This is a genomic window from Rathayibacter sp. AY1B5 (assembly GCF_002932795.1).
In the GTDB taxonomy this organism is placed as follows: domain Bacteria; phylum Actinomycetota; class Actinomycetes; order Actinomycetales; family Microbacteriaceae; genus Rathayibacter.
In genome coordinates, this window is record NZ_PSWM01000002.1 from 55,292 (window position 1) to 70,466 (window position 15,175).

The following is a 15,175-nucleotide window of genomic DNA, read 5'->3' on the forward strand; positions in this document are numbered from 1 at the left end:
GCAACACCCTAGCCGCGCGCACCTCGCAGGAGGCTCGGAGCCCGCCGCCGCCTCCCCGACACCCGGCGGACACCCCGCGTCCTCCCCCGGGGGCGAGGCTGAGCGGATGGACGACCGCCGCCGCCGCTTCGTCGCCCTCGGCGACTCCTTCACGGAGGGGGTCGGCGATCCGCACCCGCGCCTGCCGAACGGCGTGCGCGGCTGGGCCGACCGTGTCGCCGAGCGCCTGGCGAAGGCCGAGCCGGGCTGGGAGTACGCGAACCTCGCCATCCGCTCGAAGCGCCTCGCCCAGATCACCGAGGACCAGCTCGCGCCCGCCCTCGCGCTCCGCCCCACCCTGGTCACGCTCTACGCCGGCGGCAACGACATCCTCGACCTCGGCACCGACACGGTCGATCTGATCACCCGCTACGAGGCGCTCGTCGACGCGCTCGCGACCACCGGCGCCTCCCTCGTGCTCTTCACCGGCGTCGACATCCCGGGACTGCCCGCCCCGCGGATGTTCCTGCGCCGCAACCACCTCTACAACAGCGCCGTCCGCCGGATCGCCCGCGAGCGGGGCGCGATCCTCGTCGACTACTGGGCGATGCGGGAGTTCCACTCCCCCGTGCTCTGGTCGCCCGACCGGATGCACCTCTCCAAGCGCGGCCACCGCGTCCTGGCCGGCCGCGTGCTCGACACGCTCGGCGTGCCGCACACGATCTCGACCGGGCCGTGGGACGCACCGGAGCCGCTCCGCCTCCGCGCACGGCTGCGCGAGCAGCGCCGCTGGGCGGCCGACTGGGTCCTCCCCCTCGTCGGCCGCAAGCTGCGCCGGGTCACGCTCGGCGACCACCTCTCGCCCCGGTGGCCGGACCCCGTCCTCGTCCCGCCGAAGGGCGGTCTCCGCCGTCTCGTCCGCGAACTCGAGCGGTAGCCGCGCCCCGGACGCGGAGGAGCCCCGGCCCGGCGAGGGGGTCCCGGTGGTCGGGTCCCTCGTCGGACCGGGGCTCCCCCGGTCGACGCGGTGCGACTAGCGCGCGACGCTGCCGTCGGTGTAGTCCTCGTCGGTCTGCTTCCAGGCGAAGAGCTTGCGCAGCTCACGGCCGGTCTCCTCGATCGGGTGCTTCTCGCCCTTGGCGCGCAGCTCCTGGAACTCGGGTCCGCCCGCGTCCTGGTCGCCGATGAAGCGCTTCGCGAAGGCACCGCTCTGGATGTCGCCGAGCACGGCCTTCATGTTCTCCTTCACGCGCGGGTCGATGACGCGCGGGCCGGAGACGTAGTCGCCGTACTCGGCGGTGTCGGAGACGCTCCAGCGCTGCTTGGCGATGCCGCCCTCCCACATGAGGTCGACGATGAGCTTGAGCTCGTGCAGCACCTCGAAGTAGGCGATCTCCGGCTGGTACCCGGCCTCGACGAGGGTCTCGAAGCCGTACTGGACGAGCTGCGAGGTGCCGCCGCAGAGCACGGCCTGCTCGCCGAACAGGTCGGTCTCGGTCTCCTCCGTGAAGGTGGTCTTGATGACGCCGGCGCGGGTGCCGCCGATGGCCTTCGCGTAGGACTTGGCGGTCTCCCAGGCGGTGCCGGTCGCGTCGTTCTCGACGGCGATGATGTCCGGGATGCCGCGGCCGGCGACGAACTCGCGGCGCACGGTGTGGCCCGGGGCCTTCGGCGCGATGAGGATGACGTCGACGCCGGCGGGCGCCTCGATGTAGCCGAAGCGGATGTTGAAGCCGTGGGCGAAGGCGAGGGTCTTGCCCTCGGTCAGCGCGGAGGCGATCTGCTCGCTGTAGATCGCGCGCTGGTGCTGGTCCGGCGCGAGGATCATGATCAGGTCGGCCCAGGCCGCGGCGTCGGCGACGCTCTTGACCTCGAAGCCGTCGTCCTCGGCCTTGGCGGTCGACTTCGACCCCTCCTTCAGCGCGATGACGACCTGGACGCCGGAGTCGCGGAGGTTCTGCGCGTGCGCGTGGCCCTGCGAGCCGTAGCCGACGATCGCGACCTTCTTGGACTGGATGATGGAGAGGTCGGCGTCGGCGTCGTAGATGAGCTCGGTCACGTGGTGAGTCCTTTTCTGTAGAGGAGAGTTCGGTCAGTTCTTGAAGACGCGCTCGGTGATCGACTTGGAGCCGCGCCCGATGGCGAGCAGGCCCGACTGCGCGATCTCCTTGATGCCGTAGGGCTCGATCACCCGCAGGAACGCGTTGGTCTTGCCGGTGTCGCCGGTGACCTCGATCACCAGGGCGTCCGTCGCGACGTCGACCACGCGGGCGCGGAAGAGCGTGACGGCCTCGAGCACTTGCGAGCGCGTGACGTTGTCGACGCGGACCTTGACGAGCAGGTGCTCGCGCTGGACCGACTGGTCGGTGTCGAGCTCGACGATCTTGATCACGTTGACGAGCTTGTTGAGCTGCTTCGTGACCTGCTCGAGCGGCAGGTCCTCGACGTCCACGGCGACCGTGATGCGCGAGAGCCCGGCCAGCTCGGTCGGACCGACCGCCAGCGACTCGATGTTGAAGCCGCGGCGGGCGAACAGCCCGGCGACACGGGTGAGCAGTCCCGGCTTGTCCTCGACGAGCAGGGAGAGAACGTGGTGCGTCATGCGGGTCTACTCCTCGTCGTCCCAGGTCGGGCTGTGGTCTCGGGCGTACTGGACGTAGCTGTTGGAGACGCCCTGCGGGACCATCGGCCAGACCATGGAGTCGCGGCTGACGACGAAGTCGATCACCACGGGCCGGTCGTTCGTGGCGATGGCGAGGCGGATGGCGTCGTCGATCTCCTCCGGCTTCGTGACGCGGATGCCGAGCGCGCCGTACGCGTCGGCGAGCTTCACGAAGTCGGGCACCCGGACGGTGTCGTGACCCGTGTTGAGGTCGGTGTTGGAGTAGCGGCCCTCGTAGAACAGGGTCTGCCACTGGCGCACCATGCCGAGCGAGGAGTTGTTGATCACCGCGACCTTGATCGGGATGTCGTTGATCGTGCAGGTGGCGAGCTCCTGATTGGTCATCTGGAAGCAGCCGTCGCCGTCGATCGCCCACACGGTGCGCTCGGGCTCGCCGACCTTGGCGCCCATCGCCGCGGGCACGGAGTAGCCCATGGTGCCGGCGCCGCCGGAGTTGAGCCACGAGTTGGGGCGCTCGTACTTGATGAACTGCGCCGCCCACATCTGGTGCTGGCCGACGCCGGAGGCGAACACGCCCTCGGGGCCGGTGATCTCGCCGATGCGCTTGATGACGTACTGCGGGGAGAGCAGGCCGTCGTCGGGCTCGGTGTAGCCGAGGGGGAACTCCTTCTGGAGGCCCTTGAGGTAGCTCCACCACTCGGAGGTGTCGGCGCGGCCGTCGGCGGAGGCCTTGGCGAACGCGTCGGTGAGATCCGGGAGGACGTCCTTGAGGTCGCCCACGATCGGCACGTCGGCGGTGCGGATCTTGGAGATCTCGGCCGGGTCGATGTCGACGTGCACGACCTTGGCGTGGGGCGCGAAGAGCGCCGCCTTGCCGGTCACGCGGTCGTCGAAGCGCGAGCCCAGCGCGAGGATCAGGTCCGCCTCCTGCAGCGCGAGCACCGCGGGGACGGTGCCGTGCATGCCGGGCATGCCCAGGTGCTGCTCGTGCGAGTCGGGGAACGCGCCGCGCGCCATCAGCGTGGTCACCACGGGGGCGCCGCAGGCCTCGGCGAACGCCTTCAGCTCGGCCGCCGCGCGGGCGCGGATGATGCCGCCGCCCACGTAGAGCACCGGCTTCCTCGACTCGACCAGCAGCTGGGCCGCGGCCTGGATCTGCTTGCCGTGGGCCTTCGTGACCGGGCGGTACCCGGGCAGGTCGATCTTCGGCGGCCAGAGGAACGGCGCCTGGTCCTGCTGCGCGTCCTTCGTGATGTCGACCAGCACGGGGCCGGGGCGGCCGGTGGTGGCGATCAGCGCGGCGGAGGCGAGGGCCGAGGGGATGTCCTCGGGGCGCGTCACGAGGATGGAGTGCTTCGTGATCGGCATCGTGATGCCGACGATGTCCGCCTCCTGGAACGCGTCGGTCCCCATGAGCGTCGAGAACACCTGGCCGGTGATCGCGAGCATCGGGACCGAGTCCATGTAGGCGTCCGCGATCGCGGTGACCAGGTTGGTCGCTCCGGGGCCCGAGGTCGCGATGCACACGCCGAGCTTGCCGGTCGCCGAGGCGTAGCCCTCGGCGGCGTGGCCGGCACCCTGCTCGTGGCGGACCAGGATGTGCCGGATCTTCGAGGAGTCCATCAGCGGGTCGTAGACCGGGAGGATCGCGCCTCCGGGCAGGCCGAAGACGTCCTCGATCCCGAGCATCTCGAGCGAGCGGACGACCGCCTGCGCTCCGGTGAGGACCTCGGCCGCGGGGGCGGCCCCAGGAGCGTGGGCGGGTCGGGGTGGCTGGGGCGTCGGTGCGGGCTGCACGGCGGACGGATCCGGAGTCATGCGGGTGTCGATTCCTTCAGGAGGTGGTGCGGCGGCGGGCAGAGCCGGAGGCGAGTGCCCGGGAACGCGAGTGCGCGGCCGGCCGGAGCGGGCCGGGTCACCCGGTGACGGCGCCCTCGGCTGCCGAGCGGACGAGCTTGGCGTACTTGGCGAGGACACCGCGGGTGTAGCGCGGAGGGAGAGGGGCCCAGCCTTCTCGGCGGGCGGCGAGCTCGGACTCGTCGACGAGTAGGTCGATCGAGCGAGCGGCGATGTCGACCCGAATCGGGTCTCCGTCGCGAACGAATGCGATGGGACCTGCGTCCACCGATTCGGGAGCTATGTGGCCGATGCACAGGCCGGTTGTGCCGCCTGAGAATCGTCCGTCCGTCAACAGTAGTACATCTTTTCCGAGCCCGGCCCCCTTGATGGCGGCGGTGATGGCGAGCATCTCGCGCATGCCGGGGCCGCCCTTGGGGCCCTCGTAGCGGATGACCACCACGTCGCCCTTCTGGATCCGCCCCTCGGTGAGCGCGTCCATCGCGGCGCGCTCGCGCTCGAACACGCGGGCCGGTCCCTCGAAGACGGAGGCGTCGAAGCCGGCGGTCTTGACGACCGCGCCCTCGGGGGCGAGCGAGCCCTTGAGGATGGTGAGCCCGCCGGTGGCGTGGATCGGGTTGTCGAGGGTGCGGATGACCTCGCCGTCCAGCGGGGCGATGTCCATCGCGGCGAGGTTCTCGGCGACCGTCCTGCCGGTGACCGTCAGGCAGTCGCCGTGCAGCAGTCCGGCGTCCAGGAGCGCCTTCATCACGGCCGGGACGCCGCCGTGGCGGTCGACGTCGTTCATGACGTACTTGCCGAAGGGCTTGAGGTCGCCGATGTGCGGGATCGTGTCGCCGATGCGGTTGAAGTCGTCGATCGTGAGGTCGACCTCGGCCTCGTTGGCGATCGCGAGCAGGTGCAGGATGACGTTGGTGGAGCCGCCGAAGGCCATCGCCACCGCGATCGCGTTCTCGAACGCCTCCTTGGTGAGGATGTCGCGGGCCGTGGTGCCGTTGCGCAGCAGCTCGACGACGGCCTCGCCGGACTTGCGGGCGAAGTAGTCGCGGCGGCGGTCGGCCGCGGCGGGCGAGGCGGAGCCGGGCAGGCTCATGCCGAGCGCCTCGGCGACGCTGGCCATGGTGTTGGCGGTGTACATGCCGCCGCAGGAGCCCTCGCCCGGGGCGAAGGCGCACTCGATGCGCTTGGCGTCCTCCTCGGACATGATCCCGGCCTTGACGCCGCCGACGGCCTCGAAGGAGTCGATGATCGTGATGTCCTTCTCGGTGCCGTCCGACAGCTTGACCCAGCCCGGGGCGATCGAGCCGGCGTAGACGAACACGGCGGCGAGGTCGAGGCGGGCCGCGGCCATCAGCATGCCGGGCAGCGACTTGTCGCAGCCGGCCAGCATGACGGTGCCGTCCAGGCGCTCGGCCATCATCACGGTCTCGACGGAGTCGGCGATGACCTCGCGGGAGACGAGCGAGAAGTGCATGCCCTCGTGGCCCATCGAGATGCCGTCCGAGACGGAGATGGTGCCGAACTGGAGCGGGTAGCCGCCTCCCGAGTGCACGCCCTCCTTCGCGGAGCGCGCGAGGCGCTCGAGCGAGAGGTTGCAGGGGGTGATCTCGTTCCACGAGGACGCGATGCCGATCTGGGGCTTCTCCCAGTCGTCATCGCCCATCCCGACCGCCCGCAGCATCCCGCGCGACGTCGTGGCCTCGATGCCGTCCGTGACGGTGCGCGAGCGGGGCTTCCAATCGATTTCCGGCATGCGATGAGGCTACCGCCTCGCGCGCGGTGCCCCTGCTCGCCGGGCGGACCCGGACCGGCCCGCGCACCCGTCCCGGCCCGGGCCCCCGGCAGCGGCACCCGATGCGGGCGTCCCCGCGGAGCGCCGACTCGTCGCGAACGGCTGCTCCCCGCGTCGGAGGACGGCCGTCCGCGGCGAGTCGGCGGATCGGGACCGCGGGCGCGGAGGGCCGGGAGGGAGCGGCTACTCCGCGCGCAGGTCGGCGAGCAGCCGGAGCGCGTGCGCGACCTGCTCGGGGCCGCGGACCCGGTAGGAGGCCGCGGTGGTGCCCTCGCCGCTCTTGATGCCGACGTCGCCGGAGCCGAGGACCGCGAAGGCGTCCTCGTCCGTCACGTCGTCGCCCGCGTAGAGCACGGCGGTCGCGCCGGTGTAGCGGCGGAGGTGCTGCACGGCCTCGCCCTTCGTGGTCGAGCGGACCGAGAACTCCAGGACGTTCTTGCCCTCGCGGACGGTGACCCCCTGCACCTCGGCGCGCGCCTCGGAGAGGGCGACGACGTGGGCGACGCGGCTGTGGCGCTCGGTCGCGAGGCGGGTGTGCAGGGCGAAGCCGGCGGGCTTGTCCTCGATCCAGACGTTGTCGATCCCGCGGGCGATGCCCTTCAGGACGTCCTCCAGCACTCCGACCTTCTCGAGCTCGTCGTCGTCGAGCCGGACCGCGTCCCCCTCGGGGTCGAGGCGGATCTCGATGCCGTGGGAGCCGACCAGCAGCGCCTCGTCCGGCAGCTGCGAGACCTCCTCCAGGCTCCCGAGCGCCCGGCCCGAGACCAGCGCGACCCGGGTGCCGGGGAGGGCGAGGAGCCGCAGCACGGCCTCGCGCGCCTCCGGGAGGGCCCGCGCGCGGGCGGGGTCGTCGACCTCGGGCGCGAGGGTGCCGTCGAAGTCGAGAGCCACCAGGAGCCGGTCGGTCGCGGCGAGCTCCTGCAGCGCCGCCGCGAGCCGCTCGGGCACTCCCTCGCTCATCGCGCGCCGCCGTCGAGCTCGCGGTCGTCCGCGGCCTCCCGCTCGAGCTCGGCCGCCTGCCCGTGGGCCGCGTCGTCGCGGTGCTCCGCCTCCTGGCCGTGCGGCGCCTCCTGCCCGCGGGCGGCGGGGCGCACGTCGAGCTGCTGGCCGGCCGCGTGCTCCGCGAGAGCGGAGAGGAAGGACTCCGACCAGCGCGCCACGTCGTTCTCGAGCACGCGGCGCCGGAGCGCGCGCATGCGCCGGGTGCGCTCGACGCGCGGCATCCGAGCCGACGCCTCCATCGCGTCCTTGAGCCCGGAGATGTCGTGCGGGTTCACCTGCACGGCCTGCTTGAGCTCGTCGGCCGCTCCGGCGAACTCGCTCAGCACCAGCACGCCGTCGTTGTCGAAGCGGGAGGCGACGTACTCCTTCGCGACGAGGTTCATCCCGTCGCGCAGCGCCGTGACGAGCATGACGTCGGCGGCGAGGTAGAGCGCCACCATCTCCTCGCGCGGGTAGCCGTGGTGCAGGTAGCTGATCGCCGGGTGCCCGAGCGTGCTGTAGTCGCCGTTGATCCGGCCGACCTGCAGCTCGATGTCGTCGCGCAGCTGCCGGTAGGTGTCCACGCGCTCGCGGCTCGGGCTCGCGACCTGCACCAGCACCGCGTCCTCGGAGGTGAGGCGGCCGTCGGCCAGGAGCTCGCCGAACGCTTTCAGGCGGTGGCCGATCCCCTTGGTGTAGTCGAGCCGGTCGACGCCGAGCATGATCGTCGCGGGGTTGCCCAGCTCGGCGCGGATCTCGGCGGCGCGGGCCTGGATCTCGGGGGTGCGCGCCATCGCCTCGAAGGACGCGGAGTCGATCGAGATCGGGAAGTGCCGGGCGACGACCGGGCGCACGCTCGCCCCGCGCCGCGAGCGGTTGACGCGGCGGGTGCCGCCGACGGCCTCCTCCTCGACCGGGACCTCGACGACCGTGCTGCGGGTGTCGTAGCCGAGCAGCCGCCGGACCGCACGGAGGAAGCTGCCCGCGTCGCCCTGGCGCTGGAAGCCGATGACGTCGGCGCCGAGCAGGCCCTCGACGATCTGCCGGCGCCACGGGAGCTGCGCGAAGATCCCGTAGGGCGGGAACGGGATGTGGTTGAAGAAGCCGATCGTGACGTCGGGGCGCAGCTCGCGCAGCATCTTCGGCACGAGCTGGAGCTGGTAGTCCTGCACCCAGACCACGCCGTCCTCCTCCGTCACGGCCGCGGCCGCCTCGGCGAAGCGCTGGTTGACCCGCACGTAGGCGTCCCACCAGTCGCGGTGGTAGGTGGGGGGCGCGATCACGTCGTGGTACAGCGGCCACAGCGTGTCGTTCGAGAAGCCCTCGTAGTAGTCCTCGAGCTCCTGCGCGCTGAGGGCGACGGGGACGATCTGCACGCCGTTGTCGACGAACGGGGCGACCTCCTCGTCGGCCACGCCGGGCCAGCCGACCCAGGCGCCCTCGTTCGCGCGCATCACGGGCTCGAGCGCGGTGACCAGCCCGCCGGGCGAGGTCTTCCAGGAGGCGGTGCCGTCCTCGGCCACGACGCGGTCCACCGGCAGGCGGTTCGAGACGACCACGAACGCGTTGCGCTCGGTCCCTCCCGAGGTCCCGTCGTCGGTCCTGTCAGCGGCGGAGGAGGAGGAAGCGGAGTGCGGAGGAATGAGGGTCCCTTTTCGTCGGTCGAGCCGTCGTCGTGCCCGTCGAGGCTATCAGCCGACCCCGCGCGGGGGACGGGGGATCAGCCCTGCACGAGGGCGAGGGCGAGCGTCGCTCCGCCCACCGTCGGGACGACGGCGACGAGTCCGAGGAGCGCGTACTGGCGCCACGAGACGTGCACGCCCAGCGCGGTCAGCCTCTGGTGCCAGAGCAGGGTGGCGAGCGAGGCCCACGGGGTGATCAGCGGTCCGGCGTTCACGCCGATCAGCAGGGCGACCAGGCGGAGCGGATCCGCCGCGACCGGCTCGAGGGCGAGGTAGGCGGGCAGGTTGTCGACCAGGTTGGAGGCGACGGCCCCGGAGCCGGCGAGGCGCAGCAGGTCGAGCGTCCCGCTCCCCTCGCCCGCGACCACGGCGAGCGCCGCGCCCAGCCCGAGCTGGTGCGCCGCCTCCATCGCCACGAAGAGGCCCGCCGCGAAGACGACGAGCTGCCACGGCAGGAGGGCGGGCGTGAGCGCCGCGGGACGGCGCACCGCGAAGAGGACGATCAGCGCGGCGGCGGCGACCGTCGCCGGGATCCACACCTCGAGACCCGAGACGAGCGCCGGCAGGAGAAGCGCGACGACGATCCCCGCGCCGACCAGCAGCACCCGGTCCTCCACCGGCGTGCGCTCCCCCGGGGTGTAGCGCCCGGCCAGCTCGCGCCGGTAGCGGATCGCGAGGATCAGCACGGGCACGACGGCCGCGACGAGCGCGGGGACCGCGGTCAGAGCGGCGAAGGCGAAGGGGCCCTCGACCCCCAGGCGCCGCTGCGCGAGCAGGTTGGTGAGGTTCGAGACGGGGAGGAGGAGGGAGGCGCAGTTCGCCAGCCAGACCGTGGCCATCGCGAACGGCAGGGGCGGGACGCGCACGTGCGCCGCGAGCAGGACCACGACCGGGGTCAGGAGCACGGCGGTCGTGTCGAGCGAGAGGAACACCGTGCTGACGACGGCCATCGCCACCACCAGCAGCCAGAGCACCGCGGTCCGCCCGCGGCCCCACTCGGCGGAGCGCTCGGCGACCACCGTGAAGACGCCGGCCTCGGAGGCCAGCTCGGCGACCACGGTCACCGCGACCACGAAGCCGAGGATCGGCGCCGTCCGCTCGACCAGCTCGCCCAGCGCGTCCATCGGGAGGACCCCCGTGACGACGGCCGCCGCCCCGACGACGAGCAGCACCGCCCCGATCACAGCCGTGCGCATGTCGTTCCCGTTCTCCTCGGCGTGCCCCGGCTCGAGGATTCGGGTCCCGGCGGCGGTCCACCGTAGCGGGACAACCCCTCGGTGCTGTCAAGCGTTCCTCTGAGAGCTTTCGCACCCGCTAGCGTCGGGGTGAACACGGGAGGCACACGCATGCGCAAGTTCATCCTCAACTCCAGCGTCATCAGCGCGATCGTCGGCGGCTGGTCGATCCTGCAGACCACGCGCAAGGGCCCGCGCGACTGGCGCCTGGCCCTCCAGTGGGTCAGCTGGGCCATCTCGGTCACCGTCGCCCTGGGCTCCGTGTCCTACGACTCCAAGAAGATCGTCTCGGAGGAGCGCGGCGCGAAGCGCGACCGCTAGGCCCTCCTGACGCGCCGCCTCCCCGCGGGGCGGCGTGTCAGCCGGGCTCGCGAGGCGGTGGCGGCGACACTGTTCCCAGTCGCTGCCGGCACGGGAAACGGGGTTCGTCATGAGGTTTCGTCTGAGGCGTCGCACGCCGGCCCCCGAGGTCGTCGAGGCGGCCCCCGTCCTCACTCAGGACGAGCTCTTCGCCGTCGTCCACGAGCGCCTCGCGGCCTTCGTCGGATCCGAGGGCGCCTGGGTCGTCACGCGCCGCAGCCACGACGACCGCGACCCGATCTTCCACGGAATGCTCGCGCGCTCCCTCGCCCACGAGCTCTCCGCCGCCATCCAGGAGGAGCAGCTCCGCGCCGGCGCCGAGCGGACCTCGTCCCCCGTCACCGAGGCGATCCCCGCGATGCGCGCCTCCACTCCTCCGGTGGAGCCGGCCGCCCTCACCTGGGAGCCGAAGCCCATCGCCGTCTGGGCGGAGCCGACCCCTGCCGACGTCGCCGTCGACACCCCCGTCGCGACCCGCTCCTGACGCGCGCGGTCGAGCCGACCGCATCGCCCTCCGGCCGAGCGGACGAGCGACGTCGCCCTTCCCGCTGATCGAGCGGGCACCGAGCCCCTTCCTCCTGACCGGGCCCCTCCTGCTGACCGAGTGGGCGGCACCGCCGCACCTCGTGCTGATCCAGGAGGCGGCACCGCCGCCGTCTCGGGATCCCCCGCGACGGCCCCTCCCCCGGCCGCCCGTCAGACCGCCGGCCAGCTCTCGGGGCCCTCTCTGCCCGCCGGGTACTCGTCGAGCGGCACCCGGTCCGCGTGCCACGCGTCGATCGCGGGCTGCACGATGCGCCAGCACTCCTCGGCGGCGTCCCCGCGGACCGAGAGCGACGGGTCGTCGTCGAGGATCCCCGAGATGACCTCGCCGTAGGCGAGCAACTCGCCCGCGCCGAAGGTCGCCTCCAGCGAGGCGCGCTCGAGCGTGTACGGGTCGCCGGGGCCGTTGATGTTCAGCTCGAGCGACATCTGGTCGGGCGCGAGGAACAGCCGCAGCACGGACGGGGCCTCGTTGCCCACGAAGCCGCGGGGCAGGTGCGGCACCGGCTTGAAGCGGATGACCACTTCGCGCCGCCGCTCTCCCAGCGCCTTGCCGGAGCGGAGGGTGAACGGCACGCCGGCCCATCGCCAGGTGTCGATCTCGACGACCAGCTCGGCCAGCGTCTCGGTTCCGCGAGCGGGGTCCACACCCTTCTCGTCCGCGTAGGCGGGCAGCTCACGGCCGTCGATCGTCCCCGCCGTGTAGCGGGCACGGCGCGAGCTCGCTGCGGGGTCGTCGCCGTGCAGGCGCGTGGCGCGCAGGACGATCGACTTCGCGTCCCGGAGGTCGGCCGCGTCGAGCGAGGACGGCGGCTCCATCGCGATCACCGCGAGGACCTGCAGCAGGTGGCTCTGGATCATGTCGGTCAGCGCGCCCGCGCCGTCGTAGTAGCTCGCCCGCCCCTCCAGGGCCAGCTGCTCGTCGTAGACGATCTCGACGCTCTCGATGTGCTCGGCCGACCACAGCGGCTCGAGGATCCGGTTCGCGAAGCGCAGGCCGAGCACGTTCATCACGGTCGCGCGGCCGAGGAAGTGGTCGACGCGGTGAATGCGGTCCTCGGGGACCAGCGCGGCGAGGCGCTCGTTGAGGGCGTGCGCGCTCGCCTCGTCGGTCCCGAACGGCTTCTCCAGCGCCAGCACGGTGCCCTCCGGCAGGTCGTGGGCGGCGAGCGCCTCGCAGGCCTTCGCCGCGATCGCCGGCGGGAGAGCGAAGTAGACCGCCACCGGTCCGTCGCAGCTCGCGAGCAGGGCGGCGAGCGCCTCCGGATCGGTGACGTCCACCTGCTGGTAGCGCGTGCCGGAGGTGAGCGCGTCCACACCCTCGCCCTGCGCCTCGACGGTGGCGAAGGAGGCGGTCAGCACCTCGTGCCAGTGCTCCTGGGTCCAGTCCTCGCGCCCCGCGCCGACGAGGTGGACCCTCCGGTCGGTCTCGCGGGTCAGCAGCTGGCCGACGGCGGGGAGGAGGAGCCGCGAGGACAGGTCCCCCGTCGCTCCGAGGATGAGCAGGGTCGAGACGGTCTGTGCCATGCGGCTCACCCTACGGCCGCGCTGAAGAGCCCCGCTCCGCCTTGACTGGGAGGCCACAGCCGCACCTGAGAGGATCGCCGCATGGTCTCCCCGATCGAGGACTACGCCGTCCTCTCCGACTGCCGCACAGCCGCTCTCGTCTCCCGCGACGGAGGGATCGACTGGCTGTGCCTGCCGCGCTTCGACTCCGCCTCCGTCTTCGGCGCCCTCCTCGGCGGCGACGACCAGGGGCGCTGGTCGCTGCGGCCGGTGGACGGGGCGGCGACGAGCGAGCGCCACTACCTCGGCGACACGCTCGCGCTGGTCACCCGCTGGACGACCCCGACCGGCGTGGTCGAGGTGGTGGATGTGATGCCGCTGCGCGACGAGCGCGCCGAGCTGGTGCGCCGGGTGCGCGGAGTCTCGGGGACCGTCCGGATGCGGCAGGAGCTGCGCATCCGCTTCGACTACGCCCGGACCATGCCCTGGGTGCGGCAGGAGGGGACAGACGAGGACCCGCTGCTCGTCGCCGTCGCGGGCCCCGACGCGGTCGTGGTGCGCGGAGTGCGGCTGAAGGCCGTCGACCACGCCCACGCCGCGGAGTTCGACGTCGACGCGGACGCGGTCGTCGACCTCTCGATGGCGTGGTTCCCCTCGCACCAGCGGGCGCCCAAGCGCCTGGACGTCGACCGCGCGCTCGAGCGCACGCTCTCGTGGTGGTCCGAGTGGGCGTCGGCCATCGACTACGACGGCCCGCACCGGGACGCCGTCGTCCGCTCGTTGCTGACCCTCCGCGCCCTCACCGACGACGAGACCGGCGGCATCGTCGCGGCGGCGACCACCTCGCTCCCGGAGCAGTTCGGCGGCGCCCGCAACTGGGACTACCGCTACGTCTGGCTCCGCGACGCCTCGCTCACCCTGCAGGCCCTTCTCGCGCACGGGTTCGAGCAGGAGGCGCAGAAGTGGCGGGCCTGGCTGCTCCGCGCGGTCGCGGGCGCCCCGGAGGACGTGCAGATCATGTACGGCCTCGCCGGCGAGCGCGACCTGCCCGAGCGGGAGATGCCGAGCCTGCCCGGCTACGACGGCGCCTCCCCGGTGCGGATCGGGAACGCCGCCGTCGACCAGTACCAGGCGGACGTGATCGGCGAGGTGATGGTCGCGCTGCACGAGGCCCGCGTGGCCGGCGTGGACGAGACGGAGTTCTCCTGGCCGCTCCAGCGCGCCCTGCTGGGCTTCGTCGAGACCAACTGGCAGCGGCCGGACAACGGCATCTGGGAGATCCGCGGTGAGCCCCGCCACTTCACGCACTCGCGAGTGATGATCTGGGCGGCCCTGGACCGCGGCGTCCGCGCCGTGCGCGAGAACGGCCTGCCCGGTCCGGTCGAGACCTGGGAGCGCCTCCGCGACGAGGTGCGCGCCGAGATCGAGGCCCAGGGCTACGACGCCGAGCGCGGCCACTTCGTGCAGTCCTACGGCTCCCCCGAGGTCGACGCGTCGCTCCTGGTCCTGCCGATGGTCGGCTTCGTCCGCCCCGACGACCCGCGGATGCTCGGCACCGTCGCCGAGCTGGAGCGCGTGCTCCTCCAGGACGGCCTGCTGCACCGCTACCGGACCGAGTCCTCGGTCGACGGCCTCGCCGGCGGGGAGCACCCCTTCCTCGCCTGCTCCTTCTGGCTCGTCCGGCAGTACGCCGACTCCGGCCGGATCGCCGACGCGCGGACCCTCATGGACCGGCTCGTCGGGCTCTGCAACGACGTGGGCCTCCTCTCGGAGGAGTACGACGTCGAGGGCCGCCGGCACGCGGGCAACACCCCCCAGGCCCTCTCCCACCTCGCCCTCGTGCAGGCGGCCGACGCGATCGCGGCAGCCCGATGAGGCGCCGCCGCGTCGTGCTCACGAGCATCGGCGGAGTGCTCGGAGTCGCGGTCCTCGGCTTCCTCACCTGGAGCTCGATCGTCAGCGGCCCGGACGAGGACGCCCTCGCACGGGTGCGCGCCGATCCGGCGGTCGCCGTCGAGCGCACGGACAATGCACTCGTGATGACGCCGACCTCGACCGGCGAGCTGGCCGGCACGGGCCTGGTCTTCATCCCGGGGGCGAAGGTCGACGCCTCCTCCTACGAGGCGACTCTGGCTCCGCTCGTCGACGCCGGAGCGACCGTCGTGATCACGCGGCCGATCCTGCACCTGGCCTTCTTCGACCTGCGCTCCCTCGAGACCTTCACCGGCCAGGCCGAGGGCGTCGACCGCTGGCTCGTCGGCGGCCACTCCCTCGGCGGTGTGAAGGCCTGCCAGTGGGCCGAGGACCCGGCGGTGGCGGGCCTGGTGCTGCTCGGGAGCTACTGCGCGAACGACCTCTCGGGCTCCGAGCTCCCCGTCCTCAGCGTCAGCGGATCGGAGGACGGGCTCAGCACCCCCGAGAAGGTCGCCGACGCGAGCGTCCGGCTGCCCTCCTCCGCCGACCTCGTCGAGATCGACGGCGCCAATCACGCCGACTTCGGGTGGTACGGGCCGCAGGCGGGCGACGGCGAGGCGACCATCAGCCACGAGGAGGCGGACGCCCGCATCGCCGAAGCCCTCCTGGGCTTCAGCCGCGAGGTCGGCTGAGCCGGCCGCTC

13 protein-coding genes are annotated in these 15,175 nt (G+C 72.6%); 5 read left to right on the plus strand and 8 right to left on the minus strand.

Annotated elements, in window-relative coordinates:
• The first annotated feature begins 106 nt into the window (after window positions 1–106).
• On the plus strand, window positions 107–916 hold the full coding sequence (locus C5D44_RS02365) for an SGNH/GDSL hydrolase family protein (RefSeq protein ID WP_104280723.1): 810 nt from the start codon (window positions 107–109) through the stop codon (window positions 914–916).
• 96 nt (window positions 917–1,012) lie between these two features.
• On the opposite strand, the gene ilvC is transcribed toward C5D44_RS02365, so the two are convergent.
• The 7 genes from ilvC to C5D44_RS02400 all read right to left on the minus strand — a co-directional run bounded on the left by ilvC (window position 1,013) and on the right by C5D44_RS02400 (window position 10,110).
• The gene (ilvC, locus tag C5D44_RS02370) at window positions 1,013–2,038 is read right to left on the minus strand and encodes a ketol-acid reductoisomerase (RefSeq protein WP_104223539.1); all 1,026 of its coding nucleotides are present in this window, start codon (window positions 2,036–2,038) and stop codon (window positions 1,013–1,015) included.
• Window positions 2,039–2,071: 33 nt separating this feature from the next.
• On the minus strand, window positions 2,072–2,581 hold the full coding sequence (ilvN, locus tag C5D44_RS02375; protein WP_104223540.1) for an acetolactate synthase small subunit: 510 nt from the start codon (window positions 2,579–2,581) through the stop codon (window positions 2,072–2,074).
• Window positions 2,582–2,587: 6 nt separating this feature from the next.
• The gene (locus C5D44_RS02380; protein ID WP_104276175.1) at window positions 2,588–4,420 is read right to left on the minus strand and encodes an acetolactate synthase large subunit; all 1,833 of its coding nucleotides are present in this window, start codon (window positions 4,418–4,420) and stop codon (window positions 2,588–2,590) included.
• Between the two features lie 97 nt (window positions 4,421–4,517).
• Window positions 4,518–6,212 (minus strand): dihydroxy-acid dehydratase, encoded by a 1,695-nt coding sequence (ilvD, locus tag C5D44_RS02385; protein ID WP_104276176.1) that lies wholly within the window; start codon window positions 6,210–6,212, stop codon window positions 4,518–4,520.
• Between the two features lie 222 nt (window positions 6,213–6,434).
• Window positions 6,435–7,211: a trehalose-phosphatase gene (gene otsB, locus C5D44_RS02390; protein WP_104276177.1), complete on the minus strand. Its 777-nt coding sequence runs from the start codon at window positions 7,209–7,211 to the stop codon at window positions 6,435–6,437.
• The gene (locus C5D44_RS02395; RefSeq protein WP_104250140.1) at window positions 7,208–8,791 is read right to left on the minus strand and encodes a trehalose-6-phosphate synthase; all 1,584 of its coding nucleotides are present in this window, start codon (window positions 8,789–8,791) and stop codon (window positions 7,208–7,210) included. Before C5D44_RS02395 ends, otsB begins: the two co-directional genes overlap by 4 nt.
• Before the next feature lie 161 nt (window positions 8,792–8,952).
• Window positions 8,953–10,110: an SLC13 family permease gene (locus C5D44_RS02400; RefSeq protein ID WP_104280724.1), complete on the minus strand. Its 1,158-nt coding sequence runs from the start codon at window positions 10,108–10,110 to the stop codon at window positions 8,953–8,955.
• 150 nt (window positions 10,111–10,260) lie between these two features.
• Here C5D44_RS02400 and C5D44_RS02405 point away from each other — a divergent pair, with 150 nt between their 5' ends.
• A complete protein-coding gene (locus C5D44_RS02405; protein ID WP_104276180.1) occupies window positions 10,261–10,470 on the plus strand; it encodes a hypothetical protein in 210 nt (69 codons plus the stop codon).
• 109 nt (window positions 10,471–10,579) lie between these two features.
• Entirely contained in the window at window positions 10,580–10,993 is a 414-nt protein-coding gene (locus tag C5D44_RS02410) for a hypothetical protein (RefSeq protein ID WP_104280725.1), read from the plus strand.
• 212 nt (window positions 10,994–11,205) lie between these two features.
• Here the strand turns inward: C5D44_RS02410 and C5D44_RS02415 are convergent, their stop codons facing one another.
• Window positions 11,206–12,579: a glucose-6-phosphate dehydrogenase gene (locus C5D44_RS02415; RefSeq protein WP_181118425.1), complete on the minus strand. Its 1,374-nt coding sequence runs from the start codon at window positions 12,577–12,579 to the stop codon at window positions 11,206–11,208.
• Between the two features lie 81 nt (window positions 12,580–12,660).
• Here C5D44_RS02415 and C5D44_RS02420 point away from each other — a divergent pair, with 81 nt between their 5' ends.
• Both C5D44_RS02420 and C5D44_RS02425 read left to right on the plus strand, forming a co-directional pair.
• Window positions 12,661–14,433: a glycoside hydrolase family 15 protein gene (locus C5D44_RS02420; RefSeq protein ID WP_104276183.1), complete on the plus strand. Its 1,773-nt coding sequence runs from the start codon at window positions 12,661–12,663 to the stop codon at window positions 14,431–14,433.
• Window positions 14,430–15,164, plus strand: a complete 735-nt coding sequence (locus C5D44_RS02425) for an alpha/beta hydrolase (RefSeq protein ID WP_104276184.1) — start codon at window positions 14,430–14,432, stop codon at window positions 15,162–15,164. The genes C5D44_RS02420 and C5D44_RS02425 overlap by 4 nt, the downstream gene beginning before the upstream one ends.
• The last annotated feature ends 11 nt before the right edge of the window (window positions 15,165–15,175 follow it).